We start from the raw sequence: 17,977 nt of genomic DNA on the forward strand, positions 1-17,977 counted from the left end.
ACTCCCTAACGCCGTTGCATCAACCCAAACGCGGAAAGAACGCTGACCGAACGGCACCGTTTTTCATGAGCTAAGACAGCACGATTCTGCCTCAGTATATTTTTTTTCGAGGGGATTTTCATAATATCGCGGATCAATGACTTTTTAAGTAAAAACAATAATTTATTGCTTAGCAAAAACCCTTTGGCGCTTTCCCGAAGGCACACGCCCGTTTTTGCACCAAACAGGGTCGACAGCTTCCTGCACAAGGACCGGCTCTGGTTAAACTAGGAGGTCGCACGCGTTTTGGCGAAATTGAAAGGATGGACCCCATGAAAAAAATGATGATGTTGCCGCCCGCCATTGTGGTTTTGGTCGGCATTTGGCTGGGAATGACCAAACTGCGCGAGGCCGACGGGCCCGGAATCGACCTGGTTGTTATTGGGCAAGGCCTGCCGGGGGCCGAGGTCGGCAACGCGCTCGCGCGGGAACACGGCCTCACATCCGGGGTCATCCTCAACGACCAAGTCCTTCGCGGTACCGGCACGGGTGTGGCATGGCTGCATCTGGATCCCCACGGCAAACTCCAAGGTCAGGGGACACTCAACACGGGTCGCGAACGCGCTGCATGGACCCGCGTCTTGGACCACGCCCCCCAAGACAGCTTGCTGGTGATGTACACGCTGAGTCCATCCAAACCGCCCGAGCCACCGGCGACTTGGATCCCGCGAGCGCCGGGTGCCTGGGCGCAAATCGCCCGCAAAGACGCGCGCACCTGGACGCCGGTCCGCGAGGATCACGCCAAAACCGGCCCGGCCGAACTGGCGACACGGGTGGCGATCACATTGCCGGGAGAGACAGAGGAACAAGCAGAAGCTACACCGGCGGCGGACCAAAAATCAACGACGTATTAACCCCGCCAAAAGCGAAGTTGTTGCTCATCCAATAAGACACGGGCAGCTCGCGCACGTCGGTAAGGTAATCCAATGGGGCACAGGCGGGATCCACCTCGTCTAAATTGAGGTTGGGCGCCTGCCAACCCTCGCGCGCCATGTTAATGCCGAGCCAAGCCTCGAGCGCACCACAGGCACCCAGCGTGTGGCCCATGTAACTTTTGAGCGAGGAAATCGGCACCGGTCGCTGGAACACGGCGTAGGTCGCCCGGGATTCGGCCACATCGCCGACCTCGGTCGCGGTCCCGTGCGCGTTCACGAACGCCACGCGCGCGGGGTCCAATTGCGCGTCGGCGAGGGCGGCGCGCATCACGGCCTGCATGCCGTCCACGGAAGGATTAACCACGTGTAAACCGTCGCAATTCGTTGCCCAACCCACCAGTTCAGCCACAATCGGTGCCGCCCTGGCCCGCGCGTGATCCAGCGATTCCAAGATTAAGGTGCCCGCGCCTTCACCCACCACCAGGCCGTCCCGCGCGCGGTCAAAGGGTCGCGGCGAGGTTTCGGGTTCGCTGTTGCGGGTTGAAGTAGCGTACATAATGTCAAACACGGCGGCACACAACAGGTGCAACTCCTCCGCGCCGCCGGCGATCATCACGTCCTGGCCGCCGTATTTAATGGCTTCATACGCGTAGCCAATGCCTTGGCTGGATGAGGTACAAGCAGAACAGGTGGGAATCAAACGACCGCGCACACCAAAGAATTGCGCCAAGTTAGCGGCCACGGTATGGCTCATGAATTGGATGTATTGGGCGGCGGTCACCCCGGACAAGGTGCGGTTAACGGTAATCTGGCGCGCGTATTGTTCAATCGCGGGCGGCGAACCGGAAGTAGAGCCGTAGGCAATGCCGGCACGGCCGTCACCAAGGATCGAGCTGTCGCTCAAACCCGCGTCGGCCAAGGCCAGTTCGGTGGCGCGCGTGGCCAACAAGGCGACCCGACCCATGGTGCGCACCTTCTTGCGCGAGTAATGGGCGGGTCGCGAAAACCCCTCGACGGCGGCACCCAACCGCGTTTGCAGACCGTCCACCGCGTCCCATTCCGGCATGGGGCGCACACCGTTGCGTTTGGCCAGTAATTGCGCCTTGGCGGTCGCCCAATCCGAGCCGAGGGGCGAAAGCGCGCCCATCCCGGTAACCACAACACGACGACTCATGCACCACTCCCCTCACCCGCGCTTACATAACCCTGCAGGTCGCGCGGTCGAAACACATTTAAATTGCCGCTCATCACTTCGCGGTCGTCGGCGCGATCGTGGATGGTACAGTGGAATTGCAACATCTCTTCATCGCCCCAGATTTTTTCCGCCCGGATCCGCAACCGTTGACCCGGCTCAAAATAAGCCACGGCGACGGTACATTTGGGGGTGCCCAGCAAAAAACCCACATCGGCGTCGCGCCCCTCGCGCCACGCTTCCAAACCACCGTGGGCGGCGACCACTTGGGCCATCCACTCAATGCCGGTCACCGCGGCGATCCGCCCGTTAAAGCAAAAGGGGTTGTCGGGCAAAATGTCCAGTTCGCCCTCGGTCACATCCGCTTCACCACGCACGACCCGACTCAACATCTGCATGGTCGCGCGGTGGGGAATGAACAAGGACACGTCCTGCTCGCTCAACGCAACCATGAACACCCCCCGAAGGAACCGGCTTGGTGTAATTCGCGCTTTTCCGATAGATACCAACTCAGAAATGCAAACAGCGTGGGGGACGGGCACTCCGTCACCGGGCCGAGGGCGGGCATGCTAAACCGCGGGTCGTCCGGGCCGCCGCGACGCCACAACATGGCGACGGCAAAGGGGAACGGGGGGCTTGCCAGCATTTGGTCAAAAGGTGGTAAAGGCATTTCTTCGGCAAACACCATCAACACCCAAGCCTCGGGATCGCGCCGCAACAGGTCCACGGTCTCCAACATGCAACAGGTTAAGGTGTCCTGGTTGGCGCTAATCGTCCGCGACACGCCCTGGTGCTTGCAAACCAAACCGAAATAACCGGAGGCGGTGTGGTGGACCGAATTGCCGAAGGCGGTGGGTGACAGGGCCTCGCCGCCCTCAATATCGTTGAGTAAATTGCGCAGAATATTGATCTCGCTGTTGCGCGAACCGAAAAGCAGGTTGGTGCGCGTTAAATCGACGCCGTATTGGTCCACCAGCGGCAAGCTGGTTTCTAAAACCATTTTGCTCACCAGCGTACAGCGGCGACGCAGCCGGGCGGGCACGGCGGCGGCCTTGGGTTTGGCGCCATCGGCAATCGGCGGTTGCGCGCCGCGCAGAAATGCCTCGAAATCGGCATGCTCGGGATAAGGCTCGGCCCAAGCACGCCAGCCGACCAGTTTCAAGGGATGGGTGGCGGCGGATTCTGAACCAACGGCATGCGATGCGGTTTGTGACATGAACAAAAACTCTCTTTCTGAAAAACTCACCCGCCGATTCTACCTAATTCGGCAGGGACCCGGTTGGATAATCCTCGCGCTCGCAAGGGGTCGCGGCACCGTTAAGAGCGGCAGGGGTTTTAACCTAAGAAGCGCGATAACTCGCGGTAATTTTAGCTAAACCTCTGGGCTACAACGGCCTGTAAAAATGCTCACCGCACCCGGCGGGTGCGGTCGTACGCGACCCCGGTCCGCTTTTTTCAAGCCATTTCGCTCCAGATCTTTAGCCAAAACACCTCGCTTCAGCGCCTCTTAGGTTTAACGGCGTTCGATCAGCACGGAACAATTGTTCCCCCCAAAGGCGAAGGAGTTACTCATCATGCGAACCGGACCGTCAACGGTCAAGCAGTCACCCGGTTGGGTAAGCGGCAGAACCGGCAGTCGCTCATCCACGGCACCGTCCCAAAGATGGGGCGGCAAAGGCACGGCCTCACCCGCCGCGGTAAGGGCCAGATAACAAAAACCGACTTCCATCGCGCCGGCCATGCCCAACCCATGCCCGATTAGGGGTTTGGTGCTGCTACAGGGAATCTGGTCAAACACCCGCGCCACCGCCTTGGATTCCATGGCGTCGTTGAGCGGTGTACCGGTCCCGTGCAAATTAAGGTAATGGACGGCCTCGGGTGCGGTGCCGGCCTGGGCCAACGCCGCGCGCATGGCGGCCTCGGCACCAACCCCCTCGGGGTGGGGCGCCGACATGTGGTACGCGTCGCAGCTCTCGCCCACCCCACGAAGGAACACACCGTGCTCAGGTTGTTCACGGGTCATCACAAACAAGGCGGCACCTTCGCCGATGTTCAAACCGGTGCGGTTGCGGCTCATAGGCAGGCTATGCCCCTCACACAAGCTCGCGAGCGCGTTAAAGCCGTTGAGTGGGATGTGGCACAACACATCCACCCCGCCGGTGATCACGGCGTCGCAAAAGCCGCTCGCCAACAAGCCGGCGGCCGAGGCAAAAACCTTGGCGCTGGAACTACAGGCGGTAGAAACGGTATAAGCGGGCCCGGTCACCCCGGCAAGTTGCGCAATCGCCTTGGAAACACCACCCATTTCGTGTTTGAGGTGAACATCGCAGCCGTCGGGTAACTTGCCGTCCCGGTACCAAAGGGCGAAAGCCTGCTCGGAAGCATCCAAGCCGGCGGTGCTCGAGCCCATCACCACGCCGACACGGTTGGCACCGTAACATGCGCGAACACGTGCCACTTCAGCCTGAATCTGCTGATACGCGCACAAACTTAAACGGTTGTTGCGACAGGTAAAGGCTTCTAATTCCGGCGGGAACCGCGGCAGGTCCTCGTGAACGGCCCCAACCAGCACCTCCGACCCACCCACCTTGAGGGTCAGCGGCGACATGCGGCCTAAATCGCCGGCAAACAACCGCGCCCTTATGTCATGCAGGTTGTCGCCAAGCGCGTTCACCATTCCAACAGCCGTTAAGGCAAAATTCGCCATGTTCCCTCCGATTCATCCGTCGCACGCCGGCACACCGCGGTCGCGGAATCCACCGTCGCCCCGCCACCTTTCGCGGACCACCTAAAAAACCCTTATTTGGATTGAGACCAATAGGAAAAAAAGTTAAACCATTGAAAGGGATATTGGAAACACAACCTTTCCATCCGCCCCGCAAAAGCCTCGATCATGCCCGTCAAGGCTTCGTCCCGTTGTTTTCGGGGCAAGGCGACCCGATCCGTCATGGGCGCCACAAAAACATGGTATCGCCGCCACCCGGTTCGCACCGCTCCACTGAAGAAAACGGGGCATTTGAGCAGGCCCGCCAGAATCCACACATTTTGCGGTAAGTCGGCGGGAACCCCCAAAAACGGCACACGGCTGGTGCGCGGTTTGCTAAACGGCGGCACACGATCAGCCAATACCGCGACAATTTCGCCGCGCGCCAGACGACTCTCCAGGTCAAATACCGTGTCGACATCGTGTTCATCGAGTTCGATCACGTTGATGTCGGCGCCGGGCCCACGGGCATTCAAAACGGCGTTGAGTTTCTGAGCGTGGCCGCGGTACATCACCACGTTCAGCGGCAACGCCTTATCTTGTGACAAAGCGCGCGCGGCGTCAAAGCTACCGATATGGGCGCCAACCAAAAGCACACCGGTTCCGCGCTCACGGGCCTGAAACAGATGTTCCCGCCCCTCCCAAGTGAAGTGAAAACGGTGAATACGATCTTGCCAAAAATACATGCGGTCCAGCACGTTAAAGCCAAACGCCAGATGGTGTCGAAAACTGTTCCACAGGGTCGGGCGCGGCAAATCGGCACAACCCGTCGCCCGTCCGTATTGGTGCAGATGACGCAGGTACTCCAGCGAGGCGCGGCGGGAACGACGCCCCGTGGCAAAAAAATAGGCCATCACAGCAACCAACAAAACGGCGGCGGCGGGGTACCCTATCAGGTTTAGTACCCGAAAGCCGGTGCGCACCCAAAACGCGGATCCACGCTCCTCCTGACGGCTCCAATCCGCCGCGGTCGCCTCGCTCACGAAACGGGCTTCTTGCGGCCCAACAACCTGGGCAGTCGCGGAATCATGCCGAGCACCAACCGGGTATGCATCAGGGTGATACGGATGTTGTCACGCACCATGCGAAAGCTGGACAATCCGCCTTCCGGGTAACGGACCGGACTGTGAATGTTCACCACGGGACAGCCCACCCAATACAGTTTGACGGCAATTTCAGGATCAAAATCCATGCGGTTCCCAATGAGGTAACGGTCGATCACCCCGACCGCGGCTTGCAGCGGATAGACGCGAAAACCAAACAAGGGATCGCGAATCGCCCGCGACATGGTTTGCAACCACACCAACCACACCGATAGTTTGCGACCGTGCAGGCGGGCGGCGGGTACGTCGTCGGAAAAAACAGGGCACCCCAACACCAACGCCTCGGGCTCGGCTTCCGCGGCGGTCAGAAACTTGGGAATATCTTGCGCGCGGTGCTGCCCGTCGGCGTCGATTTGCAGCGCGTGGGTAAAACCTTTACGGTGGGCATGGACCAAACCCGTTTTAACCGCCATGCCTTTACCGCCGTTTTGGGCAAGGTGAACAACCTCGACATCTTCACCCGAGATGGCGTCCAAAACGGTGTGGGTCATCGCATCGCTGCCGTCGTTGACAATCACGATGGGTAGCGAAAAAGCACGCACCTCGGCGACAACGGCTTCGATGGTGTCCTTATTGTTATAAATCGGTATCAGAATACAAGCTTTCATAACGCGGTCTCTCGGCCGTTAATCTGACGCGGGTGGATCAGTGCGAGGTTGCAGGATCGAGGCGCCGTAACACGGTATCTAGGATGTCGTTCACGGTACGAATGGCTTTCATTTCATCTTCGGTCAACTTGATCCCGGTTTCGCTGCTGAGCTTAACGGCCAAATCGATGGCGTCGAGCGAGTCGAGATCAAGCTCTTTGTATAAATGGGTTCGTGGCTGGATGGCCTCGGGGTCGAGTTCAAAGGTTTCCACCAGCACGGCGCGAACTTGCACCAGTAATTCCTCGCGGTTGGCCATTAGGACGCGCCTCCTTCCGCAACTTTGCGGGAGACGAAAGCCGCCAGGCTTGCCACACTTTCAAAATGTTCGCGGTTCGCATCGGGATCTTGGCTTAATTTAATCTTAAACTTCTTCGATACCGCCATCCCCAACTCAAGAGCGTCAATCGAATCCAAACCCAAACCTTCGTCGCTAAAAAGCGGTGCATCGGGTTCCATCTCCTCGGCGGTGATGTCTTCCAACATCAGGGTGTCGATGATTAGTGTTTTAATTGGCTCAATCAACTCGTCGGCGCTCATGTCGCCCTCCCTTCAGAACAGATCACCCATGACCTTCGACCCGCGCGGCAACCGGGTCGTTTTCCGCTTAGCCAGATCGCGGAGACGGTTAGCAGCCCCGCCGACGGCAACCCTCGGGGCGACAAACCCCAAAAGGACTGGATAAGTCATGACGCGATAGCCTAACAGACCGCGAATTCCCTAGGCAATACAAGAAACCCAACCAACGGCTAACCCGCGAACAAATCGGGAATGGGGAGCGCCTCGCGGTCGGCCTCTTTTCGTTTCTCGTGCAAGGTGCGCAGCAATTGGCAATCGTCGGCGAGCAGTTCGTCCAATTTTTGAGTAACCGGTTGACGCTGAACCTCTTTGTAGGATTCCAAGTGATCGCGGAAATCGGGTAAATGGTATAGGAAATTGCCAATCGAGGCTTGGCTCAAATTGCGCATCAGCGAACCGTAACTGAGGCGTTGCAACAGGTAGGCGTTAATTTCTTGTTCAAACTGACCGATGATCGGCAGGGCCAAGTAGGGCTTGTGCAAGAACAAGGATTCGGTGATCAGGCTAAAACCCGCCGTGGCCATGACGGCTTTGCAGTTGGCGAGATCCTGCGCAAAGGTATTGCGATCAAAAGGCTTGTAGGTAATCGGCCCAAATTCACCCACGGTATCACAACCGTAGACCACAAAGCGTTCGCGTTTGAAATGTTTGAGCCCTTCGAGAAAAGCGTCGTAACCTCGGGTCAGGTAAACAAGGATGAAGTTGTCAATTTTTGGAACCAACTCGCGAATGGACTGACGCAGAATGGGCGGAAACAGGAAGGTGCGGTCGTTGACCGGCTTGCCAAAATAAAAGGTGGTGATCAAGCTGACGTCGGGGCGCGGAATCAGCATGCGAACCAGGTTTTCGGCCAAGCGGCGATCCTTGTGAAGGTAATCGGGACAGGGAAATTTCATGTAGCGCAGACCTTGCTGGTTGTCGATGGTGATCAGCGGCAGGTCGCGGGCATTGGCCAGGTAGGCGCTCATCGGTTCGAAATCCGTCATCACGCAATCGGGTTGAAAGCTGTCAAACACCTCGCTCTTCAGCGCTTTCAACCGTTTTTTGGCTTCCGGCAACTTGGCCAAGTTTTCAAAAAACGTCTGCACTTTCTCTACTTGGTTGTGGCGCGAGGAGATGTGCAAACCCGCCGTTTCGAAACAATCATATTGCTTTTGCAGGATGCGGAGGCCGCGGTCATAGGTGACCACTTTGATCTCGTGACCCTTTCGTTTGAGGTGTTCTAGTACGAAATCGGAGCGAACCGCATGACCAGAGCCTTCGCCGGAAACACCGTAAACAATACGCGCCATAGCAAACCATCCTTCGCGTTAGCCGTAACATGACCGGATCGCCGAGGTGCAGCGATCCCCTTCTGTGAAATAGGGGGAAAACGTTAAGCTCATCGGATCATCAGGAGCGATTGATTACCTTTTCAGAAAAGATTCCCCGGGGAGGACGGTGGTTTGCGCCTTTCACCCGAAAGTACCGCCGGCAAAAACCCGCGGCGTCTCGCTGCGCCGATCCCAAAAGAACAGCCTGGGTCTTTGTGGTTAACGGTTTGGCGCAAAATCAATGAAACACGGTGAGACACCATCCGCGACGCGTGACAAACAGCGCATCAGCCGCTTCACGCCGGATAGGAAACCAAAACGCCGAAGTTTGGTGCGCTTTATCGGAGGGGGGAAACCTCCGCGAAGTTAAGGCGCTTTTATGAAGTTAAGGCGCTTTAAGCGGGCCCGAATCCCCTGGGTCCCGACCGGAAGCGCTCGCCCGACGCAAGACGAAACAATATTGTTTCGGTAAAAAGTGGAAGCGGGTAATGGGGTAAAGCGGATCCAATTCAAAACCGGCGGCGGTGAATTGCTGCTTGATGGCGTTGAGGTTAATCGGCCGCGTAAAACCGTTGGTGGGATCGGTGATGTGTTTGGAATCAATAATCACCAGCCGCGACTGATCGTGCATGACCGCTTTAAGCCGCTGCAAAAACGGGCCTTTATCGTCAATTTCCCCGAACACTTGGACAACCCAGATCTGGTCCACCTGTTGCTCGAAACCGAGTCGGTCGGCGTCGGCCAACACCAGCGATACGCGGTCCGCCAGGTCAGGATCCAAATTGGCGGCCAAGGTATCCAAGGCCGCCTGACTGATATCGGTGGCAATCACACGGCCGCTTTCCCCAACCCGATCAGCCAAACGCTTGGTGAAGTAGCCCTCACCCGCGCCGATATCGGCGACCACCAGTCCCTCGAACGGCTTAAGTTGTTCCAACAAGCGTTGCGGCTTTTGCCAAAAGTCCCGTAAATCATCATCAACCCCGGCGGCTAACTCGGCGTTGTAAAGCGGTCGGAACCGTTCACCCTGGCGTTCGCTACCGGGAAACGGGGTGGGCAGCGGCAGGGGTCGCGCCAAATAAGCAAACACCAAGGCGGACCATACCAACCCGACGGCCGGAATCAACCAAGCGGCCCGGGGGCGACCCGCACGAGGGGTGGGTTGGGAAGGCGACATAAAACCTCATCGGACCATCTGAATAAACCGGATTCATTGGAGCACACCGCGACGATTGCCGGCAAGGGCGAAGCGGAACAGCGCCGGTGAGACGGACCGTTCTCGAATGGCTCAATCACCCGACCGTACCGGTGCATACCAACCGCTGTACGCATTTCCTGGTTGCCCCAAAGAGAACGAGCTTCTATGGTTAGAGAAGCTTTTCATTTTCCGACCCGAAGCGGGTTTTCCAGAGGATCAACGTGTCACTAAAGCTTCACGAAACCTATTGCAACCGCGAGACCTTACTGGCCATTCTGGACGAGATGGCGGCCAAAATCGCCGTGGACGGCTGGAGCCCTCAAAACACGGCGCTCATCGGGGTGCAGTCGGGTGGTGCACCGATTGCGCGCTACCTGGCCGAACGCCTCGAGGTCCATTGGGGTACCCGTCCCATGCTCGGGTACGTCGACATTCACCTGTACCGCGACGACATGGTCGACACCCATGGTGAACCTTTTATCCGCGACGGCGAAATCCCTTTTTCGATTCAAAACCGCAACTTGATTTTGGTCGACGACGTGATCTTTACCGGAAGAACGGCACGTGCCGCCCTCGCCGCCATCCTTGACAAGGGCCGACCCCAGGTCATTCGCCTCGCCGTGGTGGTGGACCGCGGTTTCCGAGAATTACCGATTGCGCCCGACTATGTCGGCTGTACCGTGGAAACCCGGCGGGAACAGGCCGTCCGCGTGCGCACCAAACAAGACGGAAAAGAAGCGAGCGGCATCTACATTTACGAACAAACCTAAATAAAACCAAGGCGCTTGAACAAAGTGAGACCGGCTTGCACCGCCCCCGGACGGCCAAATGTGTTCCGCTATCCTCGGCGACAGAAAGCCATGTACAAACCTGGCTTTTTCACTGCAAGATAAGGTAAGATTTGGGGGCGAAACCCGTGGGCCGACGACGTTGTTATCTCGATCCTTTGCCGGATCGGCACATCGTGCATGACACCGGTTTTGCGCGCCACCATCCATGCTGCGAAGGAAGGACTTGTGCCGGATAACTTGAAACCCGAAACCCGCGAAGTAGATATCAGCGAATTAGAGGAGCAGTTCAAGAGTTTTCTTTACGCCCACAACGGTAAAGTCACCAACGAACGCCTCGCGCTGCTGCGGGCCATTTACGAAAACGACGGCCACTATTCCGTGGATGAACTGCTGGATCTGATGCGCAACCAATCACAGCGCATCTCGCGCGCCACCGTGTACCGCACCCTCGATTTGCTGGTCCAAAGCGGCTTGGTTAAAAAACTCACCATCGAGGGTCAGGAAACCCGTTATGAAAGCGCGATGACCCAGGGCCACCACGACCACATCATCTGTGTCGATTGTCACAAAATTCTGGAATTTTACGACGACGAACTCGAAAACCTCCAAGACGACATCCTCGAACAGCATCACTTTAAAATGGTGCGCCACGTCCACCAATTGTACGGTCGCTGTACCCAAGTCGATTGCCCCGGCAAAAAAGAATAACCCCACGTGTCGCGCCCCACGGGCGCGGGCGATCTCGATCTCGTTCCTCCCTCGCCCTCTCTCCTAACGAACTCAAACCCTTACCGAAGCGGCGGCACAATGAGTAACCAGTCTTTTCCCTACGAGGTGATCGGCGAATTCATTCGCGGTGGATGTTCGATCATCTACAAAATAAAAGGTCCGAAGGGGACCAAGGAAGAAGACAAAGAGTTCGTCCTCAAAACCATGGACCTTTCCGACGAAGAGCCCCAAGGTCCGCAACGTTTTTACATGGAGTACGAGTTCCTGCGCGCCTATCCCCACCCTAATTTGATTGAGGTGAAGGAGTTTTTCCCCGACTGGGAGGGCAAACCGGCGTACGTGATGGAGTGGGTCGAAGGCGATACCTGGCAAAACTACTGGAAACGCCGCACTATTTTTGAATCACTCCCCAACTTTTTGCATCTCTTCCGCCAACTGTGCGAGGTGCTTGATTTTATTCACAAGCACCAAATCATTCACCGCGATCTCAAACCCCAGAACATCCTCGTCTCCCGCAAGGACGAACTCAAACTCATCGATTTCGGCATTATGAAAGTTGCCGACATGACCATGTACACCCATCGCAATACCTTTATGGGCAGTGCCTATTACGTGTCGCCCGAGGGGATTAGCGGCGAACAAGTCAACCACACCGCCGACATCTTCGCCGTGGGCGTCATGCTGTACGATCTCTTTACCGGCATGAAACCCTTCAAGGGGCCGACCCTCGGGGAAACCATTTACCAGCGGCTCGTCAAAAAACCGCAAGCCCCCTCGCAAATCGCGGACTGTCCGCCCGCCCTCGACCCCATCATCCTCAAAATGTTGGATCGCGATCCCCGCAACCGCTACAACAGTTGCGGCGCCATTTACCGCGAGGTCGAAAAGGTTCTGCAATCCTACAGCCCGACGCCCCAATTACAAGAACAGCCCAAAATCGATGTGCTCACCCGCGGACCCCTGCTCCACGGGCATTTCATTCAATCGCTCAAGGATATTTGGTTATCGCGGCGTCTGCTGTACCTCAAGGGCGAACAAGGGAGCGGCAAAACCACCATTTTGGAGAACCTGTGTACCGAGGTGTTTGCCGATTCACCCGTGCGCATGGAGTGCAGCCAAGGCACCAACATCCTGGAATTTATGGAGATGATTCTCCAACACATTAAAATTCCCAACCACAAACCCGCGCTGAATCCCTGGATCGAAATCCTCGCCACCGCTTTGCCGCGGCTGCAATGGCCCTCACCCGGCCAGTACCAAGAACTGAGCCATTCCACCATCTTGACCGCCTTCCTGCGGGTCTTTTTTGCCGTTGAAGACACCTTCGTGCTCGCCATTGAACACCTGCACGATTGCTCGCCCAACCTCTCCCAATTTGTGGTGCAACTGGCGCAATCGATTGTTTCCGGCAACAACAAAAACCTTTTCCTGGTGCTCACCACCCAGAAACACGCACCCGAGTTCAGCATTATCGGCCCGCCCGTCACCGTGGAGTTCCCCGACGTCATCGCGCTCACCGATTACACCGTCAGCCTGTTTGACTCGGCACGCGGCAGTGTCGACCTGACCAACCAGCTCGTGGAAATGTCCGGTACCAACATCAGCAAATTCATTGAGTTGGTTGACAATTTGCGCGGCAACGGACGTTTGCTGGTGCGCGACGGTGTGCTGGAATTGAAGCTCCCCAAACCCGAGACCTTGCTGGCCGACGTAGAAACCGGCGTCCACACCATGCCCTTAAACCTCAAAGAGTTCAACGGCAAGCAGTTGGAAGCGTTGATGTGGGTCGCCTTGTGTCCCGACGGCATCGACCTCAACCTGCTGACCAAACTCACCCATTCCAGTTACGAGGAAATCAGCAGCACCATCGATTTGGCCGACAAGCTCCATTTCCTCGATTTCCAGTCGAGCACCACCGAGGGCTTCCGCTGGAAACACGAAAAGGTCCGCCAATACCTGATCACCTCCCTGCCCCCGGAGGAGCGCGCGCGCAAGTACAGCCGCCTGGCCGAAACCATCGAAACCGAAACCCGCAATTACCTCAACCATTCGCCGCCCTTGTGGTTCATGCTCTCGCGCCTCTACCAGCAGGCCGAAAACGATGAAAAGGCAGGCCATTACGCGCTCAATTACGCGCGGTACTGCTTCCAAAACGCCAATTACGAGCCGATCCGCAAAAATTTGAGCCTGTTTATTCCGCTACCCACCTTTCAAAACAACCTCGAGTTTTGGTCGATGCTGGCGTTGTCCTACCGCTCCGTCGACCCCGCCCAAGCGCTGTATTTCGGCCAAAAAGCGCTCAAAATTGAGCGCAACGTGCATACGCTGGCCCTGGTCGCGATTCTCGATTTCAACTGTGACAACCACGGCGAGGCCCACGGTTCCGTCCACCAGGTTTTTGCCCAGCCCAATTTCCGCGAGTTGTCGGTCCACTACGCATCCCTGCTGCAACCCATCCTGATGGCCTTTAACGAGTACGAGAAAGGCCAATTGCTGTTCGGCCTGCTGTATGAAAAACTCAAAAGCCGCAACGACCCCTTCGCGACCAACCTGCTGGTTTCCGCCAAAATTCGCCTGCTGCAACCCCATCCCCGCAAACTCACCAACGCCGTGGAGAAAGTCCCCAACGACCTGTTGCCGCAAACCCAGCGTCACCTCAACCAATGGGCCGGCTTGGCGCACCAGGAACTGTTCGAATACAACCGTGCCTTGGATTACCTGCACGCCTCGGAGCTGGAAGCAGACGGCGACCTGCACTATTACCGCAACCTGCTGTTTTTCTACCTCAACTTCCGCAAGTTCAACGATGTAAAACGCTTGGTCTCCAACTTCACCCACGCGTGCGAAAAGTATCCCCGCCTCAAGCAACTGGAACCCCTGTACCAACTGTCCACCGAGGTCGTGCTCTCCGACCCCAAGGCCTTTGATTTCCAGCACATCGTCCAGTGTTTAACCGAATCGAAGCAGGACCTGTCGGCGTGGCCCGCCTTGATCCTTTCAACCGTGGATCTCAAACATGTGGGTCCCGATTTGGTCGATCAAACCCTGAGCCGGCTCGAGGCCGCCGCCATCCCCTGGGCCCAGCACCAAATTCCACGCATCCGTTTGTTAAGCGCGCTGAAGAACAAGCGTTACAACGCCATTGATCGCCTCTGGAACAAGTGCCTGCAGCGCATGAGTGATTTCAACCTGGTCATGGAACGGGTGCGCTTGTTCGCCTTGTACCAGTACATGCAAAGCAACGAAATACCCCTGCCGGAAACGCCGATGATGCTGCCCCACGCCATACTGGATCGCCCGGAAACCATCGCCTTTATTTCGGGTTAACCCTAAGGGGCGCGATAGGTCGCGGTGATTTTAGCTGAATCTCCGGGCTGCAACTGCCGGCAAAAATGTGCGAGCCCATTGGACGGGATTGTGCGCGTTCCCGATCCGCTTTTCCAAATCATTTCGCTCCAGACATTTAGCCCCCTCGCTTCAGCGCGGGTTGGCCCGGCTCAGGACGCCTTAACGCCGGTGGCCACGAAAAGCCCCAAGAAACCCCAGGCATGGGGATCATCGATGAGCGCGCGCAGGGTCTGATAATCGCGATGCGCCTGCTCGCGTTGGGTTTCCGCGGTCATTTTCCACTTAGGTGAAACCGCCACATCTAAGAAGGTTTCCATCCCGAACACCGCCGAGGACATCGGCAGGATGGTCACCGCGACATCAACCAACCCCGCCTGTTGCAGGTAACGCCCGAGTTTGCGACCCACAAAGCGGTCCCCGCCGACCGCCGCCTGACCCGCGACCGAGTTTTCGTGAAAACGGGCGTAGACCTCGGGCTCAGGGACCAAGCTCAACCATCCGTCGTCAATATCAACGATGCACAACCGCCCGCCCGGGCGCAGATGCGAAACGATTTGCGCCAGCGCATCAGCCGGTTTGGCCAGGTGTTGGAAAAAGAGTCGGGCATAGACGAAATCAAAGGCGGGGCCGTCGAGGTTGAGATCGTAAACGCTGCCGTGCTGGAAGGTCACCGTTTCGGCCTGTTGTGATTCGGCATAGGCACGCGCTTGGGTCAACAGGGTTTCGCTGATGTCTACGCCGGCGACCGAACCGCCCGCGCCCACATAATTCGCCAAAAGGACCGAAACCAGACCGGGGCCGCAACCGATGTCGAGCGCGCGATCCCCCTCGCGGAGTCCGGCAAGCTGGAAAATTTTTTGTTCTACCGGCGCCAGTTCCCGGGCCTGGCGTTGCAGCCGCCGCAACTCTGCCTCACTTTCGGGAAGCGCGTCAAACGCGTAGGAACCTGCTTCTGCCATGGTTGCCTCCTCAGACACAGCGGTGTTTCGATTTGGGGACGACAGAGGAACAATCGCCGTTTTCATTCAGGTGGATAAACGCTATTATAAACCAACTCCAAAATCTCACCTTATCCAACTTTCCAGCAACCGCTAGGAACCCTGCTCGCGGACCGTTGCCGGTGTCCGGGCGGGGGAAAAAGGAGCGGCGCCGATGAGTGTCAAAATCAAAGTAGCCGAGGAAGACGTCACCCGCGAGGCCCTGTTTCGGGGACGTTACCAGGTTTATGTCGAAGAAATGGCGGCCATGCCGACCAACCCGGACGGGCTCATCATCGACCGCTTCGACACCTTTAGCGCCACGGTGAACATCGCCTGTATCGCGGAAAACGAGGTGGTCGGCGGCATCCGCATGACCGAGAAATTGGCTCCGCTGGGCACACCGGCCGACCATTTATTCGATTTCTCGCCCTATGTTCCTCCCGAGGCGCCTTGTGCCGGCAGCAGCATGCTGTTTATGCGCAAGGAATACCGCGGCCGAAGCGAATTGATCATGGGTTTGTTTTTGATGGGTTACTTTTGGGCGGTTAAGCGCGGCGCTGAATACCTGCTGGCCCCGGTGAATCCCCCGGTCGGTGCTAAACTGCGGCGCATCGGCTTTACCCAAGTCGCCGAGGATTGCAAGGCGCACGGACTCCCCATTCGTCCCATGGTCTGGGATTTCCGCCAAGTGAACAGCATCTTCCTGCGGTTTCTGGAGATGCAACAACTCAACACCTTTGCCCTCAACTTCCATCGCGAGTTTTTCGCGCCGGGCGAATACATCATGCGCCAAGGCGACACCGCCGACGCGGCGTACGTCATCGTCGACGGCCAAGCCGAGGTAAGCGTGGGCGAGCCGGACGGTGAGATTGCGCCGCGGGGAATCGGGACCGTCGGTCCCGGTGATCTGGTCGGCGAAGTCGCCTTGCTGGTCGAGGGCGACCGCACCGCCAACATCCGTGCGGTCACCGCGGTGGACACGGTGGTTTTGGATCGCGAACGTTTTAAACGGGAGATCGTCAAAAACCCGGAACAGTCAATGCGTTTGCTGCAACTGCTGGGAACCCGCCTGCAAAACGTGACCGAGTTGTTGACCGTGGGCCGCATGTCCACCATGGAACTACGCGACGGAACGCAAGGCGGCACGCGTCCCGTCAAACATTTTTACGATCCCAGCAACCCCGACATTCGCCGCAACCCCTACCCCATTTACGAACACATTCGCACCCGTGAGCCGGTCCACTACAATCCCATTCTGCAAGCCTGGATGGTGTTCGGCTATGAACAGGCCCAGGCCATGCTCAAAAACAGCAATGCCAGTTCGCGACGCGCCGAACTTTTGGCAAAAAAAGTGCCCGCGGCGGTTCGCGACAAGGCGAAAACCTTCACCCAAACCGCCAATGACATGTTGCTGTTTCTGGACCCGCCGGAACACCGCCGCAAACGCCACCTCACCGCTCGCCCCTTTTCCATGCGCATGGTACGTCGCTTGGAACCAACCATCCGCGACATGGTCGACAAGGCCCTAAAACGCATCGCCGATCAAGGTCGGTTCGACATGGTCCATGACTTGGCGCTGCCACTCCCCCTGGGCGTCATCGGCGCGATGCTCGGCGTCCCCGAGTCGGACCGCCACACCCTTAAAACCTTTAGTGAGGCGATGTCGCTGATGGTCAACCATCCCAAACCCAGTGCCGAAATGGTGGTTCAGGGGAGCGAGGGCATGGAAGCGTTGTTCGCTTATTTCCGTGACCTGATCGCGGAACGGCGCCGCCAACCGCAAAGCGATCTCATCAGTGAATGGATTAAGGTGGAGGAACAAGGTGACCTGCTCAGCGCACAGGAAGTTTTGGTCAACGGTTGCTTGCTCCTGTTCGCGGGTCACGAAACCACCACCAACTTGCTGGGAACCGGCCTCTACAACTTGCTGCGCCACGGGGAACAGTTGCAGCGCCTGCGTGAAGAACCCAACTTGATCGAAAGCGCGGTCGAGGAGATGCTGCGCTTCGAGAGCCCGGTCCAAATGGTTACCCGCATCGCGCGGGCCGATTTTGTCGCATCCGGCAAACAAATCAACCGAGGCGATCCAATTTTTGTGGTGCTGGGTTCCGCGAATCGGGATCGCCGCCATTTCAACGACCCGGAACGTTTCGACATCACCCGCCGCGACAGCCGTCACCTAGCCTTTGGTTACGGCGAACATTTTTGCTTGGGTTCGGGGTTGGCGCGGCTTGAAGCAAAAATCGTCTTCGAGCAGTTGCTCGAATTTTTCCCATCGCTGTCCCTGGCCGCGGATCAAATGGAATGGAAACCCGACATCATGAACCGCGGTTTGCTTTCCTTGCCAATTGCTTTTGAAACACACTAGCCTAAAACCTAAAACCTAAAACCTAAAACCCAAAACGAAAAAGCCGGCCCC

Annotated in this window: 16 protein-coding genes; 5 read left to right on the forward strand and 11 right to left on the reverse strand. The window is 57.4% G+C overall.

The window, feature by feature from the left end; all coding sequences use genetic code 11:
• Window positions 1–311: 311 nt before the first annotated feature.
• Window positions 312–893: a hypothetical protein gene (locus tag J3U88_RS19415; RefSeq protein WP_207860605.1), complete on the forward strand. Its 582-nt coding sequence runs from the start codon at window positions 312–314 to the stop codon at window positions 891–893.
• Here J3U88_RS19415 and J3U88_RS19420 read toward each other — a convergent pair.
• The 10 genes from J3U88_RS19420 to J3U88_RS19465 form a co-directional block, all read right to left on the reverse strand.
• Window positions 856–2,088, reverse strand: coding sequence for a beta-ketoacyl-ACP synthase (locus J3U88_RS19420; RefSeq protein WP_207860606.1), 1,233 nt, complete (start codon window positions 2,086–2,088; stop codon window positions 856–858). The two genes, J3U88_RS19415 and J3U88_RS19420, sit on opposite strands and share 38 nt — an antisense overlap.
• A complete protein-coding gene (locus J3U88_RS19425) occupies window positions 2,085–2,558 on the reverse strand; it encodes a hotdog family protein (RefSeq protein ID WP_207860607.1) in 474 nt (157 codons plus the stop codon). The genes J3U88_RS19420 and J3U88_RS19425 overlap by 4 nt, the downstream gene beginning before the upstream one ends.
• The gene (locus J3U88_RS19430) at window positions 2,546–3,322 is read right to left on the reverse strand and encodes a beta-ketoacyl synthase chain length factor (RefSeq protein ID WP_207860608.1); all 777 of its coding nucleotides are present in this window, start codon (window positions 3,320–3,322) and stop codon (window positions 2,546–2,548) included. Before J3U88_RS19430 ends, J3U88_RS19425 begins: the two co-directional genes overlap by 13 nt.
• 297 nt (window positions 3,323–3,619) lie before the next feature.
• Window positions 3,620–4,813, reverse strand: coding sequence for a beta-ketoacyl-ACP synthase (locus tag J3U88_RS19435; protein ID WP_207860609.1), 1,194 nt, complete (start codon window positions 4,811–4,813; stop codon window positions 3,620–3,622).
• 92 nt (window positions 4,814–4,905) lie between these two features.
• A complete protein-coding gene (locus J3U88_RS19440; RefSeq protein WP_207860610.1) occupies window positions 4,906–5,853 on the reverse strand; it encodes an LpxL/LpxP family acyltransferase in 948 nt (315 codons plus the stop codon).
• The gene (locus J3U88_RS19445) at window positions 5,850–6,581 is read right to left on the reverse strand and encodes a glycosyltransferase family 2 protein (RefSeq protein ID WP_207860611.1); all 732 of its coding nucleotides are present in this window, start codon (window positions 6,579–6,581) and stop codon (window positions 5,850–5,852) included. The genes J3U88_RS19440 and J3U88_RS19445 overlap by 4 nt, the downstream gene beginning before the upstream one ends.
• 37 nt (window positions 6,582–6,618) lie before the next feature.
• Window positions 6,619–6,879 (reverse strand): acyl carrier protein, encoded by a 261-nt coding sequence (locus J3U88_RS19450; protein WP_207860612.1) that lies wholly within the window; start codon window positions 6,877–6,879, stop codon window positions 6,619–6,621.
• Window positions 6,879–7,160, reverse strand: a complete 282-nt coding sequence (locus J3U88_RS19455) for a phosphopantetheine-binding protein (RefSeq protein WP_207860613.1) — start codon at window positions 7,158–7,160, stop codon at window positions 6,879–6,881. Before J3U88_RS19455 ends, J3U88_RS19450 begins: the two co-directional genes overlap by 1 nt.
• A gap of 209 nt (window positions 7,161–7,369) precedes the next feature.
• Window positions 7,370–8,491 (reverse strand): glycosyltransferase family protein, encoded by a 1,122-nt coding sequence (locus tag J3U88_RS19460; RefSeq protein WP_207860614.1) that lies wholly within the window; start codon window positions 8,489–8,491, stop codon window positions 7,370–7,372.
• A 406-nt stretch (window positions 8,492–8,897) separates the two neighbouring features.
• Complete coding sequence (locus tag J3U88_RS19465) at window positions 8,898–9,689, reverse strand: class I SAM-dependent methyltransferase (protein ID WP_207860615.1); 792 nt, start codon at window positions 9,687–9,689, stop codon at window positions 8,898–8,900.
• 242 nt (window positions 9,690–9,931) lie between these two features.
• Between J3U88_RS19465 and pyrR the strand changes: the two genes are divergently transcribed.
• The 3 genes from pyrR to J3U88_RS19480 all read left to right on the forward strand — a co-directional run bounded on the left by pyrR (window position 9,932) and on the right by J3U88_RS19480 (window position 14,557).
• Complete coding sequence (gene pyrR, locus J3U88_RS19470; RefSeq protein ID WP_207860616.1) at window positions 9,932–10,480, forward strand: bifunctional pyr operon transcriptional regulator/uracil phosphoribosyltransferase PyrR; 549 nt, start codon at window positions 9,932–9,934, stop codon at window positions 10,478–10,480.
• Window positions 10,481–10,726: 246 nt separating this feature from the next.
• Window positions 10,727–11,209 (forward strand): transcriptional repressor, encoded by a 483-nt coding sequence (locus J3U88_RS19475; protein WP_207860617.1) that lies wholly within the window; start codon window positions 10,727–10,729, stop codon window positions 11,207–11,209.
• A gap of 99 nt (window positions 11,210–11,308) precedes the next feature.
• Complete coding sequence (locus J3U88_RS19480; RefSeq protein ID WP_207860618.1) at window positions 11,309–14,557, forward strand: serine/threonine-protein kinase; 3,249 nt, start codon at window positions 11,309–11,311, stop codon at window positions 14,555–14,557.
• A gap of 170 nt (window positions 14,558–14,727) precedes the next feature.
• Here J3U88_RS19480 and J3U88_RS19485 read toward each other — a convergent pair whose 3' ends face one another.
• Window positions 14,728–15,537 carry a methyltransferase domain-containing protein gene (locus tag J3U88_RS19485; protein ID WP_207860619.1) on the reverse strand — a complete coding sequence of 270 codons (810 nt, stop codon included), beginning with the start codon at window positions 15,535–15,537 and terminating at the stop codon, window positions 14,728–14,730.
• A gap of 193 nt (window positions 15,538–15,730) precedes the next feature.
• Here J3U88_RS19485 and J3U88_RS19490 point away from each other — a divergent pair, with 193 nt between their 5' ends.
• Complete coding sequence (locus tag J3U88_RS19490; protein ID WP_207860620.1) at window positions 15,731–17,926, forward strand: cytochrome P450; 2,196 nt, start codon at window positions 15,731–15,733, stop codon at window positions 17,924–17,926.
• The last annotated feature ends 51 nt before the right edge of the window (window positions 17,927–17,977 follow it).

It is taken from the genome of Acanthopleuribacter pedis (genome assembly GCF_017377855.1).
GTDB classification, from domain to species: domain Bacteria; phylum Acidobacteriota; class Holophagae; order Acanthopleuribacterales; family Acanthopleuribacteraceae; genus Acanthopleuribacter; species Acanthopleuribacter pedis.

What these genes read in the sequence shown, in the direction of transcription:
- J3U88_RS19435 (WP_207860609.1), bottom strand. Translation starts at nt 4,813, where the DNA reads ATGGCGAATTTTGCCTTAACGGCTGTTGGAATGGTGAACGCGCTTGGC.
- J3U88_RS19480 (WP_207860618.1), top strand. Translation starts at nt 11,309, where the DNA reads ATGAGTAACCAGTCTTTTCCCTACGAGGTGATCGGCGAATTCATTCGC.
- J3U88_RS19460 (WP_207860614.1), bottom strand. Translation starts at nt 8,491, where the DNA reads ATGGCGCGTATTGTTTACGGTGTTTCCGGCGAAGGCTCTGGTCATGCG.
- J3U88_RS19415 (WP_207860605.1), top strand. Translation starts at nt 312, where the DNA reads ATGAAAAAAATGATGATGTTGCCGCCCGCCATTGTGGTTTTGGTCGGC.
- J3U88_RS19445 (WP_207860611.1), bottom strand. Translation starts at nt 6,581, where the DNA reads ATGAAAGCTTGTATTCTGATACCGATTTATAACAATAAGGACACCATC.
- J3U88_RS19450 (WP_207860612.1), bottom strand. Translation starts at nt 6,879, where the DNA reads ATGGCCAACCGCGAGGAATTACTGGTGCAAGTTCGCGCCGTGCTGGTG.
- J3U88_RS19490 (WP_207860620.1), top strand. Translation starts at nt 15,731, where the DNA reads ATGAGTGTCAAAATCAAAGTAGCCGAGGAAGACGTCACCCGCGAGGCC.
- J3U88_RS19485 (WP_207860619.1), bottom strand. Translation starts at nt 15,537, where the DNA reads ATGGCAGAAGCAGGTTCCTACGCGTTTGACGCGCTTCCCGAAAGTGAG.
- J3U88_RS19425 (WP_207860607.1), bottom strand. Translation starts at nt 2,558, where the DNA reads ATGGTTGCGTTGAGCGAGCAGGACGTGTCCTTGTTCATTCCCCACCGC.
- J3U88_RS19465 (WP_207860615.1), bottom strand. Translation starts at nt 9,689, where the DNA reads ATGTCGCCTTCCCAACCCACCCCTCGTGCGGGTCGCCCCCGGGCCGCT.
- J3U88_RS19430 (WP_207860608.1), bottom strand. Translation starts at nt 3,322, where the DNA reads ATGTCACAAACCGCATCGCATGCCGTTGGTTCAGAATCCGCCGCCACC.
- J3U88_RS19420 (WP_207860606.1), bottom strand. Translation starts at nt 2,088, where the DNA reads ATGAGTCGTCGTGTTGTGGTTACCGGGATGGGCGCGCTTTCGCCCCTC.
- J3U88_RS19455 (WP_207860613.1), bottom strand. Translation starts at nt 7,160, where the DNA reads ATGAGCGCCGACGAGTTGATTGAGCCAATTAAAACACTAATCATCGAC.